The 18,199-nt window shown below is 62.9% G+C and carries 19 protein-coding genes; 8 read left to right on the top strand and 11 right to left on the bottom strand.

Annotated features, from left to right (window positions below):
• The first annotated feature begins 8 nt into the window (after positions 1-8).
• Positions 9-2,279, top strand: a complete 2,271-nt coding sequence (gene clpA / locus ATY02_RS24510) for an ATP-dependent Clp protease ATP-binding subunit ClpA (protein ID WP_068582278.1) — start codon at positions 9-11, stop codon at positions 2,277-2,279.
• A gap of 152 nt (positions 2,280-2,431) precedes the next feature.
• On the opposite strand, the gene infA is transcribed toward clpA, so the two are convergent.
• From infA to trxB, 4 genes are all read right to left on the bottom strand, one after another.
• A complete protein-coding gene (gene infA / locus ATY02_RS24505; protein ID WP_002553999.1) occupies positions 2,432-2,650 on the bottom strand; it encodes a translation initiation factor IF-1 in 219 nt (72 codons plus the stop codon).
• 100 nt (positions 2,651-2,750) lie between these two features.
• Positions 2,751-3,458, bottom strand: a complete 708-nt coding sequence (locus tag ATY02_RS24500; protein WP_068582281.1) for an arginyltransferase — start codon at positions 3,456-3,458, stop codon at positions 2,751-2,753.
• Positions 3,459-3,516: 58 nt separating this feature from the next.
• The gene (gene aat, locus ATY02_RS24495; RefSeq protein WP_068582284.1) at positions 3,517-4,197 is read right to left on the bottom strand and encodes a leucyl/phenylalanyl-tRNA--protein transferase; all 681 of its coding nucleotides are present in this window, start codon (positions 4,195-4,197) and stop codon (positions 3,517-3,519) included.
• Positions 4,198-4,269: 72 nt separating this feature from the next.
• Positions 4,270-5,220, bottom strand: coding sequence for a thioredoxin-disulfide reductase (gene trxB, locus ATY02_RS24490; protein WP_068582288.1), 951 nt, complete (start codon positions 5,218-5,220; stop codon positions 4,270-4,272).
• Positions 5,221-5,516: 296 nt separating this feature from the next.
• Here trxB and ATY02_RS24485 point away from each other — a divergent pair, with 296 nt between their 5' ends.
• From ATY02_RS24485 to cysG, 6 genes are all read left to right on the top strand, one after another.
• Positions 5,517-7,925, top strand: coding sequence for a DNA translocase FtsK (locus tag ATY02_RS24485; RefSeq protein WP_083236012.1), 2,409 nt, complete (start codon positions 5,517-5,519; stop codon positions 7,923-7,925).
• Positions 7,926-7,994: 69 nt separating this feature from the next.
• Entirely contained in the window at positions 7,995-8,618 is a 624-nt protein-coding gene (gene lolA / locus ATY02_RS24480) for an outer membrane lipoprotein chaperone LolA (protein WP_068582295.1), read from the top strand.
• Positions 8,619-8,647: 29 nt separating this feature from the next.
• The gene (locus ATY02_RS24475; protein ID WP_068582298.1) at positions 8,648-9,973 is read left to right on the top strand and encodes a replication-associated recombination protein A; all 1,326 of its coding nucleotides are present in this window, start codon (positions 8,648-8,650) and stop codon (positions 9,971-9,973) included.
• Positions 9,970-10,344, top strand: coding sequence for a fluoride efflux transporter CrcB (gene crcB / locus ATY02_RS24470; protein WP_068582300.1), 375 nt, complete (start codon positions 9,970-9,972; stop codon positions 10,342-10,344). The genes ATY02_RS24475 and crcB overlap by 4 nt, the downstream gene beginning before the upstream one ends.
• 16 nt (positions 10,345-10,360) lie before the next feature.
• On the top strand, positions 10,361-11,641 hold the full coding sequence (serS, locus tag ATY02_RS24465; protein WP_068582303.1) for a serine--tRNA ligase: 1,281 nt from the start codon (positions 10,361-10,363) through the stop codon (positions 11,639-11,641).
• Entirely contained in the window at positions 11,642-13,036 is a 1,395-nt protein-coding gene (gene cysG / locus ATY02_RS24460; protein WP_068582306.1) for a siroheme synthase CysG, read from the top strand.
• A gap of 46 nt (positions 13,037-13,082) precedes the next feature.
• Here the strand turns inward: cysG and ATY02_RS24455 are convergent, their stop codons facing one another.
• The 6 genes from ATY02_RS24455 to tusD form a co-directional block, all read right to left on the bottom strand.
• Positions 13,083-14,084: a glutathione S-transferase family protein gene (locus ATY02_RS24455; protein ID WP_068582309.1), complete on the bottom strand. Its 1,002-nt coding sequence runs from the start codon at positions 14,082-14,084 to the stop codon at positions 13,083-13,085.
• A gap of 88 nt (positions 14,085-14,172) precedes the next feature.
• The gene (locus tag ATY02_RS24450; protein WP_068582311.1) at positions 14,173-15,174 is read right to left on the bottom strand and encodes a glycosyl transferase family protein; all 1,002 of its coding nucleotides are present in this window, start codon (positions 15,172-15,174) and stop codon (positions 14,173-14,175) included.
• A complete protein-coding gene (locus ATY02_RS24445; RefSeq protein ID WP_068582314.1) occupies positions 15,171-15,506 on the bottom strand; it encodes a TusE/DsrC/DsvC family sulfur relay protein in 336 nt (111 codons plus the stop codon). Before ATY02_RS24445 ends, ATY02_RS24450 begins: the two co-directional genes overlap by 4 nt.
• The gene (tusB, locus tag ATY02_RS24440; protein ID WP_068582317.1) at positions 15,503-15,799 is read right to left on the bottom strand and encodes a sulfurtransferase complex subunit TusB; all 297 of its coding nucleotides are present in this window, start codon (positions 15,797-15,799) and stop codon (positions 15,503-15,505) included. The genes ATY02_RS24445 and tusB overlap by 4 nt, the downstream gene beginning before the upstream one ends.
• On the bottom strand, positions 15,799-16,161 hold the full coding sequence (gene tusC, locus ATY02_RS24435) for a sulfurtransferase complex subunit TusC (protein ID WP_068582320.1): 363 nt from the start codon (positions 16,159-16,161) through the stop codon (positions 15,799-15,801). Before tusC ends, tusB begins: the two co-directional genes overlap by 1 nt.
• Before the next feature lies 1 nt (position 16,162).
• A complete protein-coding gene (gene tusD / locus ATY02_RS24430; protein WP_068582491.1) occupies positions 16,163-16,555 on the bottom strand; it encodes a sulfurtransferase complex subunit TusD in 393 nt (130 codons plus the stop codon).
• A gap of 178 nt (positions 16,556-16,733) precedes the next feature.
• On the opposite strand from tusD, the gene ATY02_RS24425 reads away from it, so the two are divergent.
• Positions 16,734-17,480 carry an SDR family oxidoreductase gene (locus ATY02_RS24425; protein ID WP_068582322.1) on the top strand — a complete coding sequence of 249 codons (747 nt, stop codon included), beginning with the start codon at positions 16,734-16,736 and terminating at the stop codon, positions 17,478-17,480.
• 12 nt (positions 17,481-17,492) lie between these two features.
• Here ATY02_RS24425 and ATY02_RS24420 read toward each other — a convergent pair whose 3' ends face one another.
• Positions 17,493-18,197 carry a YoaK family protein gene (locus ATY02_RS24420; protein WP_068582326.1) on the bottom strand — a complete coding sequence of 235 codons (705 nt, stop codon included), beginning with the start codon at positions 18,195-18,197 and terminating at the stop codon, positions 17,493-17,495.
• Between the last annotated feature and the right edge of the window lie 2 nt (positions 18,198-18,199).

Below are 18,199 nucleotides of genomic sequence, written 5' to 3'. Positions count from 1 at the left end.
GTGAAGCTATGTTAAACCGCGAGCTCGAAGTCACCCTCAATCTCGCCTTCAAGGAAGCTCGTTCGAAGCGTCATGAGTTCATGACTGTCGAGCATCTTTTGTTGGCGCTTCTGGATAATGAGGCCGCCGCAACTGTTCTCCGTGCCTGCGGAGCAAACCTCGACAAGCTCAAGCATGACCTGCAGGAGTTCATCGACTCCACCACGCCATTGATTCCTGTGCACGATGAAGATCGCGAGACCCAGCCAACCCTGGGCTTCCAGCGCGTATTGCAGCGCGCGGTGTTCCATGTGCAGAGCTCGGGCAAGCGTGAAGTAACCGGTGCCAATGTGCTGGTAGCGATCTTCAGCGAGCAGGAAAGCCAGGCCGTGTTCCTGCTCAAGCAGCAGAGCGTTGCCCGTATCGACGTGGTCAACTATATCGCCCATGGCATTTCCAAGGTGCCGGGGCATGGCGATCATTCCGAAGGTGAGCAGGAAATGCAGGACGAGGAGGGTGGCGAACCTTCCTCCTCTGGCAATCCGCTGGATGCCTATGCCAGCAATCTCAACGAACTGGCCCGCCAGGGGCGAATCGATCCATTGGTGGGTCGAGAGCATGAAGTCGAGCGCGTGGCGCAGATCCTGGCTCGCCGGCGCAAGAACAATCCATTGCTGGTGGGTGAGGCAGGCGTGGGCAAGACCGCCATCGCCGAAGGCCTGGCCAAGCGCATTGTCGATAACCAGGTGCCTGACCTGCTGAGCAATAGCGTGGTCTATTCCCTGGATCTTGGCGCCTTGCTCGCTGGTACCAAGTACCGGGGCGACTTCGAGAAGCGCTTCAAGGCATTGCTGGGTGAGTTGAAGAAGCGCCCGCAAGCGATCCTGTTCATCGATGAAATCCATACCATCATCGGGGCCGGCGCCGCGTCCGGCGGCGTGATGGATGCGTCGAACCTGCTCAAGCCGCTGCTGTCCTCGGGTGATATCCGTTGCATCGGTTCGACCACGTTCCAGGAATTTCGCGGGATTTTCGAGAAGGATCGGGCCTTGGCTCGGCGCTTCCAGAAAGTTGATGTCACCGAGCCCTCGGTCGAGGACACGATTGGCATCTTGCGCGGACTCAAGGCGCGCTTCGAGCAGCACCACAGTATTGAGTACAGCGATGAAGCCCTGCGCGCAGCGGCGGAGTTGGCCTCGCGCTACATCAACGACCGTCATATGCCGGACAAGGCCATCGACGTCATCGACGAGGCGGGCGCCTTCCAGCGCCTGCAGCCGGCCGAGAAGCGCGTGAAGCGCATCGAAGTGGCGCAGGTCGAAGATATCGTGGCGAAAATTGCCCGTATTCCGCCGAAACATGTCACCAGTTCCGATAAGGAGCTGCTGCGCAACCTCGAGCGCGACCTCAAGTTGACGGTGTTCGGCCAGGATGCGGCGATCGATTCGTTGGCCACCGCGATCAAGCTGTCCCGTGCGGGCCTGAAGTCGCCGGACAAACCAGTCGGTTCATTTCTGTTCGCCGGCCCTACCGGTGTCGGCAAGACCGAAGCGGCGCGGCAATTGGCCAAGGCCATGGGGATCGAGCTGGTACGTTTCGACATGTCCGAGTACATGGAGCGGCATACCGTGTCGCGCCTGATCGGTGCGCCCCCCGGTTATGTCGGTTTCGACCAGGGCGGGCTGCTGACCGAGGCCATCACCAAGCAACCGCACTGCGTGCTGCTGCTCGACGAGATCGAGAAGGCCCATCCGGAAGTCTTCAACCTGCTCCTGCAGGTCATGGATCACGGAACCCTGACCGATAACAACGGGCGCAAGGCGGACTTCCGCAATGTGATCATCATCATGACCACCAACGCCGGTGCCGAAACCGCGGCGCGAGCCTCTATCGGTTTCACTCATCAGGATCACTCTTCCGATGCCATGGAAGTGATCAAGAAGAGCTTCACGCCGGAGTTCCGCAACCGCCTGGATACCATTATCCAGTTTGGTCGCCTGAGTCATGAAGTGATCAAGAGCGTGGTGGACAAGTTCCTTACCGAGCTCCAGGCGCAGTTGGAAGACAAGCGCGTGCAGCTGGAAGTGACCGATGCTGCTCGCAGCTGGCTGGCCGCCGGTGGCTACGATGTGGCCATGGGTGCGCGTCCGATGGCGCGCCTGATCCAGGACAAGATCAAGCGTCCATTGGCCGAGGAAATCCTGTTTGGCGAGTTGTCCGACCATGGCGGTGTAGTGCACATCGACATCAAGGATGGCGAGCTGGTCTTCGATTTCGAGACCACTGCGGAAATGGCCTGATACTCGTACAGGTCATCCAGAAACGCCAAAGGCACCGAAAGGTGCCTTTGTGCTGTCTGGGATTTGATGGCCAGGATTCATGACGAGACCCTGGCGGTTGTTTCGACGCCAACAAAAACGCCCGGCATCGCCGGGCGTCTTGTATTAATCGCTTAGCGGGCGCGGTAAGTGATGCGCCCTTTGCTCAAGTCATAGGGCGTCAGCTCGACGCGCACCTTGTCACCGGTAAGAATACGAATGTAGTTCTTGCGCATCTTGCCGGAGATATGCGCGGTTACGACGTGCCCATTTTCCAACTCCACGCGAAACATGGTGTTGGGCAGGGTGTCGACGACAGTGCCTTCCATTTCGAAGCTGTCTTCTTTCGACATGCAGTAAAGCCCTCGGTGTCCAGTTAATGGCCCGGTGCAACTGCGCCAGGCAAAAGCGGCGTGCATTGTGCCCGAAAAGTGGGGTTCAAGCCAAGACCTTCTAGTTCAGGATCACCCATCTCTGGTTGATCAGCAGCTCGATGGGGCGATATTGGGTCTTGTAGTTCATTTTTTTGCAGTTCTTGATCCAGTAGCCAAGATAGACCGCATCCAGCCCCTGGCGCAGGGTCTCGCCGATCTGCCAGAGGATCGCGTAGCGTCCGAGGCTGCGACGCTCTTCGTCGGGTTCATAGAAGGTGTACACCGCCGATAGGCCGTTGGGCAGCAGGTCGGTGACGGCCACGGCCAGCAGTCGTCCCTCCAGGCGGAACTCATAGAAGCGAGAAAAGGGCAGGTCGCGCACCAGGAATGTGGCGAATTGGTCGCGGCTGGGGGGGAACATGTCGCCATCGGCATGACGTTGCTCGATATAGCGGCGATACAGGTCGAAGTACTCTTCGCTGAAGCTGGGCTTGGTCGCCAGGACGCTCAGGTCGCTGTTGCGCTTGAGGATGCGCTTTTGCTGGCGGTTGGGCAGGAACTGTGCAGCCGGAATGCGTGCAGGTACGCAGGCGTTGCAGTTTTGGCAATGGGGGCGATACAGATGATCGCCGCTGCGCCGAAACCCCATTTCCGAAAGGTCCGCGTAGACGTGCACGTCCATGGGCTGGCTGGGATCGAGGAACAAGGTGGTGGCCTGTTCGCCGGGCAGGTAGCTGCAAGAATGGGGTTGAGTGGCATAAAACTTCAGGCGCGCCAACTCGGTCATGAGTCAACCCTCGGGATAAGCTTTGGAATTAAGTGTAAGCCACCGCCGCCAAGCCCGCCTAGGAAAGCCATGTGGCGCTGCTCGGTTGATCCAGGTGGTGCCTCAGGTAGCCGGCGAACTCCAGGCGGGTAATGGCGCGGGCTCCCAGGCTATGCAAGTGTTCAGTGGGCATCTGGCAGTCGATCAGTACGAAACCCCACGCCTTCAGTCGCTCCACCAGGGTGGCGAAGCCGAACTTCGAGGCATTGTCGGCACGGCTGAACATCGATTCGCCAAAGAACAGTTGGCCCATTGCCAGTCCATACAGGCCGCCCACCAGGGTGCCCTGGTCCCAGACTTCCACCGAGTGGGCGTGGCCTTGCTGGTGCAGGCGCAAGTAGGCCTGTTGCATTGCCTGGCTGATCCAGGTGCTATCGGCATAGGCCCGGGGTTCGGCGCAGGCACTGATTACCCCCGCGAAATCCTGGTCGAAGGTGACCTGGTAGCGTTGTTTGCGCAGCAGTTTGCCCAGGCTGCGGGAAACATGCAGTTCATCTGGAAACAGCACTGTACGCGGGTCGGGCGACCACCAGAGGATCGGCTGGCCTTCGGAAAACCATGGAAAACAGCCGTGGCGATAGGCTTGGACCAGGCGTTCGGCGGACAGGTCGCCACCGGCGGCCAACAGCCCGTTGGGTTCGCGCATGGCTTTTTCCAGTGGGGGGAAGACAAGGTTGTTGCGTTGTAGCCAGGTCAGCATGGTATTCAGGCTTGCGGTAGGGGAGGGCGGTGGCGAGCCTGTGATGGCCCGCCACAAGCGTAGGGCGAGGACTCAGTTGTCGTCGAGGAATTTTTCCGCATCCAGGGCCGCCATGCAGCCAGCGCCGGCAGAGGTGATGGCCTGGCGGTAGACATGGTCGGCCACATCGCCAGCGGCGAATACGCCTTCGATGCCCGTGGCCGTGGCGTTGCCTTCGCTGCCACCCTTGATCAGCAGGTAGCCATCGCGCATCTGTAGTTGATCCTTGAACAGGTCGGTATTGGGCTTGTGGCCGATGGCGATGAAGACCCCCGACAGCGCCAGGTCCGTGGTCGCGCCGCTTTGGCTGTCCTTGAGCCGGGCCCCGGTGACACCGCTGGCGTCTCCCAGGACCTCATCCAGGTGCTGGTTCCAATGCAGGCGGATATTGCCGTTAGCGGCCTTGTCGAACAGTTTGTCTTGCAGGATCTTCTCCGCCCGCAGCTTGTCGCGACGGTGTACCAGGTGCACTTCCCGGGCGATATTCGACAGGTAGAGGGCTTCTTCCACGGCCGTATTGCCGCCGCCAACCACCGCGACGACCTGATTGCGATAGAAAAAGCCGTCGCAGGTGGCGCAGGCTGAAACCCCTTTGCCGGCAAAGGCCTCCTCCGAGGGCAGGCCCAGGTACTGCGCCGAGGCTCCGGTGGCGATGATCAGGGCGTCGCAGCTATAGGTGCCGCTGTCGCCAATGAGGATGAACGGGCGTTTTTGCAACTGGGCGGTATGAATGTGGTCATAGACGATCTGGGTGTCGAAGCGCTCGGCATGTTTTTGCATGCGCTCCATCAAAACCGGGCCGGTCAGGCCCTCGACATCGCCGGGCCAGTTGTCCACTTCAGTGGTAGTGGTCAGTTGCCCGCCAGCTTGCAGGCCGGTGATGACGGTCGGTTTGAGGTTGGCGCGAGCGGCATAGACGGCGGCGCTGTAACCGGCAGGGCCGGAGCCCAGAATGATCAGGCGTGAATGCTTCGCTTCGTTCATAAAAAACACCTCATAAGCCTTTGTCACAAAAGAGAATGCATGCTCCAATTGAACAGTACGTGACAGGCCGCTGGCCATGCCGGGAAGAGCGTCCTAGCGTGGCATGGCTTGAACAAACCCGTACAATGCGACGATGTAACAGGCTTATTCAGAATTGCACTGTTTCAGAAGCAAGGGGCAGAGTGTTAAAAGTAGCCCCAGTTACGCCGGTCAACTTTATTTACCTGCTCGGATTGAGCAGTATCTTGTAGTCAATCACCCGTTGGACGCGCCCTTGGCGCAGGAAAAGACGCGTTTTGAAGAAATCCACCGCAGCACCCAAACCTGTAGTTCCGCTCTGGCGACAACAATTGCACTACCGACTCAAGGAAGGTGCGTTGATCGCCATTGGAGCCCTGTGCCTGTTCTTGATGATGGCGCTTTTGACCTACGGTAAGGACGACCCGGGTTGGAGCCATAACAGCAAGATCGAGGATGTGCAGAATTTTGGTGGTCCTGCCGGCTCCTACAGCGCCGACATGCTGTTCATGGTGCTGGGGTATTTCGCTTATATCTTCCCGCTGCTGCTGGCGGTCAAGACTTACCAGATTTTCCGCCAACGCCATGAGCCCTGGCAGTGGAGCGGCTGGCTGTTTTCCTGGCGACTGATCGGCCTGGTGTTCCTGGTCCTGTCCGGGGCCGCGCTGGCGCATATCCATTTCCATGCCGCCACGGGCTTGCCGGCCGGTGCCGGCGGCGCCTTGGGCGAGAGCCTGGGCGACCTGGCCAAGAATGCCCTGAACGTGCAGGGCAGCACCCTGATGTTCATCGCCCTGTTCCTGTTTGGCTTGACGGTGTTCACCGACCTTTCCTGGTTCAAGGTCATGGATGTCACCGGCAAGATCACCCTCGACCTGTTCGAGTTGTTCCATGGCGCCGCCAATCGCTGGTGGGACGCACGCATGGAGCGCAAGCAACTGGTGGCGCAACTGCGCGAGGTGGATGCCCGGGTCGACGAAGTCGTGACCCCGAACGTTGCCGACAAGCGCGAGCAGGCCAAGGTCAAGGAGCGCCTGATCGAGCGCGAGCAGGCCCTGAGCAAGCACATGTCCGAGCGCGAGAAGCAGGTGCCACCGGTGATCACCCCGGTAGTCACCAAGGCGCCGGAGCCGAGCAAGCGGGTGCAGAAGGAAAAGCAGGTACCGCTGTTCATCGACAGCGCGGTGGAAGGCACCTTGCCGCCGATCTCGATCCTCGACCCTGCGGAAAAGAAACAGCTCAACTACTCCCCCGAGTCCCTGGCGGCCGTCGGCCACTTGCTGGAGATCAAGCTCAAGGAGTTCGGGGTCGAGGTCGCGGTGGACTCCATCCACCCAGGGCCGGTGATTACCCGCTACGAGATCCAGCCAGCGGCCGGGGTCAAGGTCAGCCGCATTGCCAACCTGGCGAAGGACTTGGCCCGTTCCCTGGCCGTGACCAGCGTGCGGGTGGTGGAAGTGATTCCCGGCAAGACCACCGTGGGCATCGAGATTCCCAACGAAGACCGGCAGATCGTGCGGTTCTCCGAAGTACTCTCCACTCCGGAATACGACAACTTCAAGTCCCCGGTCACCCTGGCCCTGGGCCACGACATCGGCGGCAAGCCGATCATCACCGACCTGGCGAAGATGCCGCACCTGCTGGTGGCCGGTACCACCGGTTCCGGTAAGTCGGTGGGGGTCAACGCGATGATCCTGTCGATCCTGTTCAAGTCCGGGCCGGAAGACGCCAAGCTGATCATGATCGACCCGAAGATGCTCGAACTGTCGATCTACGAAGGCATCCCGCACCTGCTGTGCCCGGTGGTCACCGACATGAAGGACGCGGCCAACGCCCTGCGCTGGAGCGTGGCGGAGATGGAGCGGCGCTACAAGCTCATGGCCAAGATGGGGGTGCGTAACCTCTCGGGCTTCAATGCCAAGGTCAAGGAAGCTATCGATGCCGGCACGCCGCTGTCCGACCCGCTGTACAACCGCGAGAGCATCCACGACGAAGCGCCGTTGCTGAACAAGCTGCCCACCATCGTGGTGGTGGTGGACGAGTTCGCCGACATGATGATGATCGTCGGCAAGAAGGTCGAAGAGCTGATCGCCCGTATCGCCCAGAAGGCCCGGGCCGCCGGTATCCACCTGATCCTGGCGACCCAGCGGCCGTCGGTGGATGTGATCACCGGCCTGATCAAGGCCAACATCCCGACCCGCATGGCGTTCCAGGTGTCGAGCAAGATCGACTCGCGGACCATCATCGACCAGGGTGGCGCCGAGCAGCTGCTGGGCCACGGTGACATGCTCTACATGCCGCCCGGTACCAGCCTGCCGATCCGGGTCCATGGCGCCTTCGTATCCGACGATGAAGTGCATCGTGTAGTCGAGGCCTGGAAACTGCGCGGCGCTCCGGAATACAACGACGACATTCTCAATGGCGTCGAAGAGGCCGGCAGTGGCTTCGAAGGTAGCAGCGGCGGTGGTGATGGCGATGATCCGGAAGCCGACGCGCTCTACGACGAAGCGGTACAGTTCGTGCTGGAGAGCCGCCGGGCTTCCATTTCCGCGGTCCAGCGCAAGCTCAAGATCGGCTACAACCGCGCCGCCCGGATGATCGAGGCCATGGAAATGGCCGGCGTGGTGACGGCGATGAACACCAACGGCTCCCGAGAAGTGCTGGCCCCCGGCCCTTCGCGCGACTGATCCCGGTTCTGATATCAGCGGCGTGGGACCACGCCGCTTGTACACCCATCCATCTTAATGAGGAATCCCATGCGCCTGATCCGCATGTTGCTGCTGCCGGTACTGGCCGTGACCACCTTGTCGGCCCATGCCGACCCGAAAGACGTGGCCCGCCTGACCCAGTTGCTGGAAAAATCCCAGACCCTGAGTGCGCGTTTCTCGCAACTGACCCTCGACGGCAGCGGCACCCAGTTGCAGGAAACCGCGGGCGAGATGTCCCTGCAGCGTCCTGGGCTGTTCTACTGGCACACCGATGCTCCCCAGGAGCAGTTGATGGTTTCCGATGGCCAGAAGGTTTCGCTCTGGGACCCTGACCTGGAGCAGGTGACCATCAAGAAGCTCGACCAGCGCCTGACCCAGACCCCGGCCCTGCTGCTCTCCGGCGATGTGTCGAAGATCAGCGAAAGCTTCGACATCACTTCCAAGGAAGCCGGTGGCGTGATGGACTTCGTCCTCAAGCCCAAGACCCGCGATACGCTGTTCGACAGCCTGCGCCTGTCGTTTCGCAACGGTATGATCAATGACATGCAGTTGATCGACAGTGTCGGCCAGCGCACCAATATCCTGTTCACCGGGGTCAAGGCCAACGAATCGATCCCGGCCTCCAAGTTCAAGTTCGACATCCCCAAGGGTGCCGACGTGATCCAAGAATAAGGCTTTGCCCGCAGGCTTGAAGGTAACCCATGGACCTGTTTCGTAGTGCCCCGATCGCCCAGCCCCTGGCCGCCCGCTTGCGTGCGACCAACCTGGATGAGTATGTCGGCCAGCAGCACCTGCTGGCCCGGGGCAAGCCGCTGCGCGAGGCCTTGGAGCAGGGCGCCCTGCACTCGATGATCTTCTGGGGGCCGCCAGGCGTGGGCAAGACCACCCTGGCACGACTCCTGGCGGAGGTGTCCGATGCGCATTTCGAAACGGTTTCCGCGGTGCTGGCTGGGGTCAAGGAGATTCGCCAGGCGGTGGACATCGCCAAGCAGCAGGCCGGGCAATACGGTCGGCGGACCATCCTCTTCGTCGATGAAGTGCATCGTTTCAACAAGTCCCAGCAAGATGCCTTCCTGCCCTATGTGGAAGACGGCACCCTGATCTTCATCGGTGCCACCACCGAGAATCCTTCCTTCGAACTCAATAACGCGCTGCTCTCCCGGGCCCGGGTCTATGTACTCAAGAGCCTGGATGAAGCGGCCCTGGGTAGCCTGGTGCAGCGTGCCCTGAGCGAGGAAAAGGGCTTGGGCAAGCGCCAGCTGAGCCTCAGTGACGAAGGCTTGCAGATGCTGCTGTCGGCCGCCGACGGCGATGGCCGGCGCATGCTCAACCTCTTGGAAAATGCTTCGGACCTGGCCGAAGACGGTGGCGAGATTGGAACCGAGCTGTTGCAGAGCCTGCTGGGGGATACCCGCCGACGCTTCGACAAGGGAGGGGAGGCCTTCTACGACCAGATCTCCGCGTTGCACAAGTCGGTGCGCGGTTCCAACCCCGATGGTGCCCTGTACTGGTTCGCCCGCATGCTCGACGGCGGCTGCGACCCGCTGTACCTGGCCCGGCGCGTGGTGCGCATGGCCAGCGAGGATATTGGCAACGCCGACCCCCGGGCCCTGAGCCTGTGCCTGGCGGCCTGGGATGTGCAAGAGCGCCTGGGCAGTCCCGAGGGCGAGTTGGCCGTGGCCCAGGCTATTACCTACCTGGCCTGCGCGCCGAAGAGCAACGCCGTATACATGGGGTTCAAGGCGGCCATGCGGGCCGCTGCCGAGCACGGTTCGCTGGAAGTGCCGATCCACCTGCGCAATGCCCCGACCAAGCTGATGAAGCAGCTCGGTTATGGCGACGAATATCGCTACGCCCACGATGAGCCGGATGCCTACGCTGCCGGCGAGGACTATTTCCCCGAGGAACTCGAACCCCTGGCCCTCTACCAGCCGGTGCCCCGTGGTCTGGAACTGAAGATCGGCGAGAAGCTCAAGCACCTGGCTGCGCTCGACCGGGCCAGCCCCCTGCAGCGGAGAAAACCTTGATCCCGTTGATCCTCGCGGTTTGTGCCGGCGGTGTGGCCGGCACCCTGTTGCGTTTCGCCACTGGCAACTGGATCAGCGCCAATTGGCCGCGGCACTTCTATACCGCGACGCTGGCCGTTAATATCGTGGGCTGCCTGCTGATCGGCGTGCTATACGGACTGTTCCTGATCCGTCCGGAAGTGCCGATCGAAGTGCGTGCCGGATTGATCGTCGGTTTCCTCGGCGGCCTGACGACTTTTTCATCCTTTTCACTGGATACCGTGCGTCTGCTGGAAAGCGGACAAGTGGCGCTGGCCCTGGGCTACGCGGCGCTGAGTGTATTCGGCGGGCTGCTCGCCACCTGGGCTGGCCTGTCCCTGACCAAACTTTGATAAACGAGAGAACGACATGCTCGATTCCAAACTGTTACGTAGCAACCTTCAGGACGTAGCGGATCGCCTGGCATCCCGCGGCTTCGCCCTGGATGTGGCACGCATCGAGGCGCTGGAAGAACAGCGCAAGACCGTGCAGACCCGCACCGAGCAACTGCAGGCCGAACGTAACGCGCGCTCCAAGTCCATCGGTCAGGCCAAGCAGCGCGGCGAAGACATCGCCCCGCTGATGGCCGACGTCGAGCGCATGGGGAACGAGCTGACCTCCGGCAAGGCCGAGCTGGAAAGCATCCAGGGCGAACTGGATTCGATCCTGTTCGGCATTCCCAACCTGCCTCACGAGTCGGTGCCGCTAGGCGAAGATGAAGACGGCAACGTCGAAGTGCGCCGCTGGGGCACCCCGGCCAGCTTCGACTTCCCGATCAAGGACCACGTGGCCCTGGGCGAAACCCATGGCTGGCTGGATTTTGAAACCGCCGCCAAGCTCTCGGGCGCGCGTTTCGCCCTGCTGCGCGGCCCCATCGCCCGCCTGCATCGCGCCCTGGCGCAGTTCATGATCAACCTGCACACCGGCGAGCACGGCTACGAAGAGGCCTATACCCCGTACCTGGTGCAAGCCCCGGCCCTGGTAGGCACCAGCCAGTTGCCGAAATTCGAGGAAGACCTGTTCAAGATCACTCGCGAAGGCGAGGCCGATCTGTACCTGATTCCGACCGCCGAAGTGTCCCTGACCAACATCGTCGCTGGCGAGATCCTCGATCCCAAGCAGCTGCCGTTGAAGTTCGTCGCCCATACCCCATGCTTCCGCAGTGAAGCTGGCGCATCGGGCCGCGACACCCGCGGCATGATCCGCCAGCACCAGTTCGACAAGGTCGAGATGGTCCAGGTGGTGGAGCCATCCACCTCCATGGATGCCCTGGAAGGCCTGACCGCCAACGCCGAGAAGGTCCTGCAGCTGCTGCAACTGCCGTACCGGGTACTGGCCTTGTGCACCGGCGACATGGGCTTCAGCGCGCTCAAGACCTACGACCTGGAAGTCTGGGTTCCGAGCCAGGACAAGTACCGCGAGATCTCCTCGTGCTCCAACTGTGGCGACTTCCAGGCCCGCCGCATGCAGGCGCGCTTCCGCAACCCGGAAACCGGCAAGCCGGAGCTGGTGCACACCCTCAACGGTTCCGGCCTGGCCGTAGGCCGGACCCTGGTAGCCGTGCTGGAGAACTATCAGCAGGCCGACGGTTCGATCCGCGTGCCGGATGTACTCAAGCCTTACATGGGTGGTGTCGAGGTCATCGGCTAAATGGAATTTCTGCCGCTGTTTCACAAGCTTCGCGGCAGTCGTGTGTTGGTGGTCGGTGGAGGGGAGATTGCCTTGCGCAAGTCCCGTCTGCTGGCCGATGCCGGTGCGCAGCTGCGGGTGGTCGCACCTGAAATAGAAGCGCAATTGCAGGAGTTGATCGTCGCCAGCGGCGGTGAATCGCTGTTGCGTGGCTACGCCGAGGCGGATCTCGACGGCTGCGCCCTGATCATCGCCGCCACCGACGACCAGTCCCTTAATGCCCAGGTGTCCGCCGATGCCCATCGGCGTTGCCTGCCGGTCAACGTGGTGGATGCGCCAGCCCTGTGCAGCGTGATTTTCCCGGCCATTGTCGATCGCTCACCCTTGGTCATCGCGGTCTCCAGTGGCGGCGATGCGCCGGTGCTGGCGCGGTTGATCCGGGCCAAGCTGGAAACCTGGATCCCGTCTACCTACGGCCAGCTGGCCGGCCTGGCCGCGCGTTTTCGAACCCAGGTCAAGAACCTGTTCCCGGATGTGCAGCAGCGCCGAGCGTTCTGGGAAGAGGTATTCCAGGGGCCTGTCGCCGACCGCCAACTGGCCGGGCAAGGGGCCGAGGCCGAGCGCTTGCTGCAAGCGCGGATCGCCGGCCAAGCACCCAGTGCCCAGGGCGAGGTGTACCTGGTGGGAGCCGGCCCGGGTGATCCGGACCTGCTGACCTTCCGTGCCCTGCGCCTGATGCAGCAGGCTGATGTGGTGCTCTACGATCGCCTGGTGGCCCCGGCCATCCTCGAGTTGTGCCGGCGCGACGCTGAGCGCATCTATGTGGGCAAGCGTCGTGCCGACCATGCGGTGCCCCAGGACCAGATCAACCAGCAACTGGTGGACCTGGCCCGGCAGGGCAAGCGTGTGGTACGGCTCAAGGGCGGTGATCCGTTCATCTTCGGCCGTGGTGGCGAGGAGATCGAGGAACTGGCGGCCCAGGGCATCGCCTTCCAGGTGGTGCCGGGGATTACCGCGGCCAGTGGTTGCTCGGCCTACGCCGGGATTCCGCTGACCCACCGCGACTATGCGCAATCGGTACGTTTCGTCACCGGTCACCTCAAGGATGGCACCACCAACCTGCCGTGGGCCGACCTGGTGGCGCCGGCCCAGACCCTGGTGTTCTACATGGGCCTGGTGGGACTGCCGGTCATCTGCGAGCAGTTGGTCAAGCACGGTCGTGCTGCCAGCACCCCGGCGGCGCTGATCCAGCAGGGCACCACCAGCAACCAGCGAGTCTTCACCGGAACCCTGGCGGACCTGCCGGCCCTGGTGGCGGAGCACGAGGTCCATGCTCCAACCCTGGTGATCGTTGGCGAAGTGGTGCAACTGCGCGACAAGCTGGCCTGGTTCGAAGGCGCCCAGCCTCAAGCCTGAAACGTTTCGCCGTCACGGTGTTCCTGCATCGTGGCGGCGAGTGCGTTCAATCTCTGCGCCATATCCCGCGTCCGCTCAAGCGCTGTCGATCATGGCTGCCCTCGAAATCCTGCAATGGCCCCTTGGGCACGATGCCGGTCGGGTTGATGCTGGCGTGGCTGGCGTAGTAGTGCCCCTTGATATGGGTAAAGTCCACGGTTGCGGCACTTCCCGGCCATTGGTACAGCTCGCGAAGCCAGTTGGACAGGTTCGGGTAGTCGGCGATACGTCGCAGGTTGCATTTGAAATGGCCGTGGTACACCGCGTCGAATCGAACCAGCGTGGTGAACAGGCGTACATCCGCCTCGGTCAGGTACTGGCCGGCGAGGTAGCGTTGGTCATCGAGCAAGGCTTCCAGGGCGTCCAGCTCGGCAAACACCTCATCGAAGGCCGCCTCGTAGGCCTGTTGCGAAGTGGCGAAGCCGGCGCGGTACACGCCATTGTTCAGGGCCGGGTAGATGCGCCCGTTGAGTTCGTCGATACGGGCTCGCAATGGCTGCGGATAGAGGTCCAGGGGATTGCCGGTCAACCCATCGAAAGCGCTGTTGAACATGCGGATGATCTCCGCCGACTCATTGCTGACGATGCGCCGCTGCTGCTTGTCCCACAGCAAGGGCACGGTGACGCGGCCGGTATAGTCCGGGGTGTCGGCGGTATAGCGCTGGTGCAGGAAATCCAGGCCGTCCAGGTGATCGCCGCTGGAGCCTTGGGACGGGTCGAAGGTCCAGCCATGCTCGCGCATCAACCAGCTCACCACCGACACCTCCACCAGGCTCTCCAGGCCCTTGAGCTGGCGCACGATCAAGGTGCGATGGGCCCAGGGGCAGGCCAGCGAAACATAAAGGTGGTAACGCCCGGCTTCGGCCGCGAAGCCGCCTTCGCCGCTGGGCCCGGGGCGGCCATCGGCGGTGACCCAGTGGCGCCGCTGGGCCTGTTTTCGTTGGAAAGACCCGTCCTTGCCGCTGGCGTACCACTGGTCATGCCAGCGTCCTTCGATCAGCAAACCCATGGAATTCTCCTCAGCTGTTATGCGTAGGAGTGCAGTCTATGCCTGGGCGCTCGAACAAAAAGCGCAAAACCTGGGTGATCAGGATCGATCAGATCGATCTATCGCGGGCATCCCAATACTGCTGGGCCAGCTCGAAGGCCTGCTCCCGGGGCGTGCCCAGGCCGCGCAGGGCCAGGGCCATGGTCGCCAGCAGCGCCAGTTGCGGGTAGCTGTCTTCAACCTCGCCGCGCCATAGCGCCTTGAGATGCTCGGGTTCCAGGCTGGCCGGTTTCACATGGCGTTGCGCCGACAGCGCGGGCCATTCCTCGTCCCAGGCGATGCCATCGCGGGTGCCGTACAAGTGGCTGATGGCGTCCGGATTGATTTCGATCTCGCCACCATCGCCCTTGATCACTATGACGTTGTCGCCCAAAAGGCTGGCGGCCTCGCGGTGCACCGCCTGGTAGCCGGGGTGGAAGATGCTCTGCAGCCCGCAACGGGCGCCCAGGGGGTTGAGCTGGCGGGCCAGGGAGTGGATTGGCGAGCGCAGGCCGAGGACGTTGCGCAAGTCGATCATCCGCTGCAGTTGTGGCGCCCAGTCCACCAGGGGGATGAACGCCAGGTTGCCCTGGTCCAGGGCCGTAGCCACCGCCTGCCAATCACGGCACAAGGGAATGCCCAGCGGTTCCAGCAATTGTTCGGTGTACAGGCGCCCGGCGGTGTGGGCGCCAGCGCCGTGGAGCAGGATGCGCACGCCGTTCTGGGCCAGGCACTTGGCTGCCAGCAGGTACCACGGCAGGTGGCGCTTCTTGCCGGCATAGGTCGGCCAGTCCAGGTCCAGGCGGATGGCCGGGGCATCCAGGCGCTCGCGCAGGGCCTGGGTGAAGCCGGCCAGTTCCTCCGGGCTTTCCTCCTTGTGTCGCAGCAGCATGAGGAAGGCACCGAGCTGGGTGTCCTCGACCTTGCCGTCCAGCAGCATGCCCATGGCTTCCCGGGCTTCTGCCTGGGTCAGGCCACGGGCGCCGCGCTTGCCCTTGCCAAGAATTCGTACGAACTGGGCGAAGGGATGCTCGTCCGGGGTTTGCGTGAGCAGGGGGGCGAAATCGTTCATAGGCAATTGGTCGGCTTCGGCAGGCCTGCCAGCTTGGCGGCCAGTTTGGCAGGAGTGCCCTTGAACAGGCGGTTCAGGTGCAGGCTGTTGCCCTTGTCCGGGCCCAGCTTGAGGGCGGTGTACTTGATCAGGGGGCGGGTGGCGGGCGACAGCTGGAACTCCCGGTAGAAAGCCTGAAGCAGCTCGATGATTTCCCAATGCTCGGGCCCCAGCTCCAGTTCCTCGGTGGCCGCCAGGGCCTGGGCCACTTCGGCGGACCAGTCGGTGAGGTCGGCCAGGTAGCCATCCTTGTCCAGTTCGATGGCGCGCGCGCCCACGGTGAGGGTGTTCATAGCCAGGTGTTGACCTTGTCATGCTGGATCGACAGTTCGACGAAGCCGGGATAGTCCACGGCCTCGGCCCAGGCGGGCAGGGCCAGGCCCCGGGCGCGCAGGTCCTCTTCCAGCACGTAGAGTTTCAGGCCGTCGCGTGCTTCCAGCTCGTTGCAGGGCGCGGTACCGGGTTGCAGGGCATAGGCCGCGTCGCCGCACAGCAGCAACGCATCGGCGCTCCCCAGCAGGCGCAGGCAACTGGCCAGGCGGTCGTCGGTGAAGGGTGAGTGGGACAACACATGCAAGGTCGACATCAGAGGGTAATCACCTGGTCATAACGGTCGATGATCCCGGCCAGCTCCGGGGCGCTGAGCAATTGGACGGTATCGAGGCCCAGGCTGTTCGGGTCCAGGCCCCGGGCGTCGAGGCTGGTGCGGCAGGCGAACAGCTCGTCCACACCGAACAGCGACAATGCCTGAAGGTTGGCGGCCAGGTCCTTCTGGCGCAGGGCCTTAGCCTGTTGGCCGGGCATCAGTTGCAGCACGCCATCGTCGAGAAACAGCAGGCCGATGGGCAGGTCGAAGGCGCCACCGGCCAGGACGATATCCAGGGCTTCGCGGGCGGCCGGACCGGACCAGGGGGCCTGGCGGCTGATCAGCAGCAGGGACTTGGCCATCTCAGGCTCCTCCAAAACAGATCAGGCGGTCGGCGCTCTGCACCGCGTCATGCAACTGCCCGAGCCCGGAAAGCTCCCAGGGCGCCTCGATGTTCACCGCCGTGCGCTGGTAGCGCTGGGCCTCGTCGGCATTGAGCGTACCCCGGCGCAGGGCCGCGGCGATGCATACCACGGCATCCAGTTGGTGCTGATGGACGAACTCGCGCCATTCCCGGGGCAAGTCCTGCTCGTCCTGGGGTGTGACGATGCTGTTGGCAGCGTTGTACACACCGTCCTGGTAGAAAAACAGCCGGACGATCTCGTGTCCGCCGGCCAGCGCCGCCTGGGCGAACAGCAGGGCGCGGCGCGAGGAGGGCGCATGGGCGGCGGAAAACAGGGCGATGGCGAACTTCATGACGGCCTCGATGGATAACTCGGCGGCCATGATAAAGCTTTCTCCGGGGATCGGCTAAACCCGTTTGGCCCGGGCTCCAGCTGCAGGACATATCGAGTAAAGCTTTGTCCGGGTCGCCGGCAGCCAAGGCGGCTAGACTCGCGCCTTCAATTCAGCCTGGGACAAGGAGCAAGGGAAGATGAATCTGGATTCGGCGGTGGTCGTGGTAACGGGGGCAGGGCGTGGACTGGGGGCGGCGCTGGCCATTGCCCTGGCGGACCTGGGATGCCAGTTGATCCTCTGCGGGCGCAACCCGCAAGCGCTGGCCGAGGTCAGCGGCGCCATCGAGCAACGCACCGGTCGTGCCGCCGGGCAGGTGGTGGTGGACCTGGCCAACAGCGACAGCGTCAAGGCGGCCCTGGCCGAGATCCACGTGCGCTATCCCCAGGTGGACATCCTGATCAACAACGGTGCCATGTGGCTGGAGGCGAGCGAGCAACCCCACAGTGTTGCCGAAGTCACCGGGGTGATCGACGCGGCCCTCAGTGGCACGTTCCTCTTGACCCAGGGCCTGCTGCCGGCACTCAAGGCCTCCAGCCGCCCGGACATCGTCACCATCGGCTCCATCAGCGGCTTGCCCAATGCACCCCTGCACAGCGTGTCGCTGCCGTTCTATGCCGCCAAGCACGGGCAGCTGGCGCTGGCCGACGGCTTGCGGCAGGTGCTCAACGGCACACCGGTGCGTTCGCTTTGCGTGCATCCGCCCTATCTGGAAGACATCTCGCCGCTGGACCCGGCCTGGCAGCAGGTCCCGGCGCGGCAGAAGGGTGAACAGGGTACCAACCGCGATGTCGTCGAGGCCGTGGTCTTCGCCTTGACTCGACCCCGTCACATCAGCTTGTCGTCCATCGTCATCGATACCGACAGCGGGGGACTGTTCAGCTGATCGCAGCAGCTCTCAGCGACTCTTGTAGCCCAGCTGCCAGCGGCGTGGAATCTTCAACGAGACCACGCCCAGCAGCGCTGCGAACACGCCACTGGCGTACAGTGCCTTCAGCCCCAGATGCTGCTCCAGCAACGCCCCCAGTACCGCCCCGGCGAACATCCCGCTCCAGGGAATCAACTGCACCCGCCAGCCGTTGCGGCGCTCCCCCAGGGCCCAGCGCCCCAGGCCCCGGCCAAAGCGCGATAACGCCCCGGTGACATAGGTCAGGCCGATGGGCAGGCCGTTTACTTCCTCCACCGCCGCGTTGAGCATGCCCATGGCGGTGATCGCCGCCAGCAGGGCCGGCAGTTGCTGCTCGAAAGGCCAGGCCGCCGACGCACACAACAGGGCGGCGATGCCCAGTAGCAAGGGCAGGGTGCGATGTCCGGCCAGGCGGCTGACGATCACCCCCAGTGCATTGCCGACGATGAATGTCGCCACCAGCATCAGCAGGCGCAGTACCAGGCCCGGCTCGCCGTCGCTGATGGCTACCGCCAGGCGGGTGGTGTTGCCGCTCATGAAGGAAACGAAATCCCCGGTGGCCATGAAGCCAATGGCATCGGTCATTCCCGCCAGCACCGACAGGCAGGCCACCAGGGCCAGGCCGACGCGTCCGCGCCATTTCTGCGTGTGCTGCAAGGCGGCGTTGGCGGCGTGAGTGGAAGTCGAAGGCAACATCG

Source organism: Pseudomonas sp. BIOMIG1BAC (assembly GCF_001705995.2).
Taxonomy (GTDB): domain Bacteria; phylum Pseudomonadota; class Gammaproteobacteria; order Pseudomonadales; family Pseudomonadaceae; genus Aquipseudomonas; species Aquipseudomonas sessilinigenes.
Note: the sequence above shows the minus strand (reverse complement) of the source record. Positions and strands in the feature narration are given on the sequence as shown.

Coding starts and splice junctions, on each gene's coding strand:
- lolA (WP_068582295.1), top strand. CDS start 7,995: ATGCGCCTGATCCGCATGTTGCTGCTGCCGGTACTGGCCGTGACCACC.
- aat (WP_068582284.1), bottom strand. CDS start 4,197: ATGCTGACCTGGCTACAACGCAACAACCTTGTCTTCCCCCCACTGGAA.
- ATY02_RS24420 (WP_068582326.1), bottom strand. CDS start 18,197: ATGTTGCCTTCGACTTCCACTCACGCCGCCAACGCCGCCTTGCAGCAC.
- ATY02_RS24455 (WP_068582309.1), bottom strand. CDS start 14,084: ATGGGTTTGCTGATCGAAGGACGCTGGCATGACCAGTGGTACGCCAGC.
- trxB (WP_068582288.1), bottom strand. CDS start 5,220: ATGAACGAAGCGAAGCATTCACGCCTGATCATTCTGGGCTCCGGCCCT.
- clpA (WP_068582278.1), top strand. CDS start 9: ATGTTAAACCGCGAGCTCGAAGTCACCCTCAATCTCGCCTTCAAGGAA.
- ATY02_RS24450 (WP_068582311.1), bottom strand. CDS start 15,174: ATGAACGATTTCGCCCCCCTGCTCACGCAAACCCCGGACGAGCATCCC.
- tusD (WP_068582491.1), bottom strand. CDS start 16,555: ATGAAGTTCGCCATCGCCCTGTTTTCCGCCGCCCATGCGCCCTCCTCG.
- ATY02_RS24500 (WP_068582281.1), bottom strand. CDS start 3,458: ATGACCGAGTTGGCGCGCCTGAAGTTTTATGCCACTCAACCCCATTCT.
- tusB (WP_068582317.1), bottom strand. CDS start 15,799: ATGTCGACCTTGCATGTGTTGTCCCACTCACCCTTCACCGACGACCGC.
- ATY02_RS24445 (WP_068582314.1), bottom strand. CDS start 15,506: ATGAACACCCTCACCGTGGGCGCGCGCGCCATCGAACTGGACAAGGAT.
- infA (WP_002553999.1), bottom strand. CDS start 2,650: ATGTCGAAAGAAGACAGCTTCGAAATGGAAGGCACTGTCGTCGACACC.
- cysG (WP_068582306.1), top strand. CDS start 11,642: ATGGAATTTCTGCCGCTGTTTCACAAGCTTCGCGGCAGTCGTGTGTTG.
- ATY02_RS24475 (WP_068582298.1), top strand. CDS start 8,648: ATGGACCTGTTTCGTAGTGCCCCGATCGCCCAGCCCCTGGCCGCCCGC.
- serS (WP_068582303.1), top strand. CDS start 10,361: ATGCTCGATTCCAAACTGTTACGTAGCAACCTTCAGGACGTAGCGGAT.
- ATY02_RS24425 (WP_068582322.1), top strand. CDS start 16,734: ATGAATCTGGATTCGGCGGTGGTCGTGGTAACGGGGGCAGGGCGTGGA.
- tusC (WP_068582320.1), bottom strand. CDS start 16,161: ATGGCCAAGTCCCTGCTGCTGATCAGCCGCCAGGCCCCCTGGTCCGGT.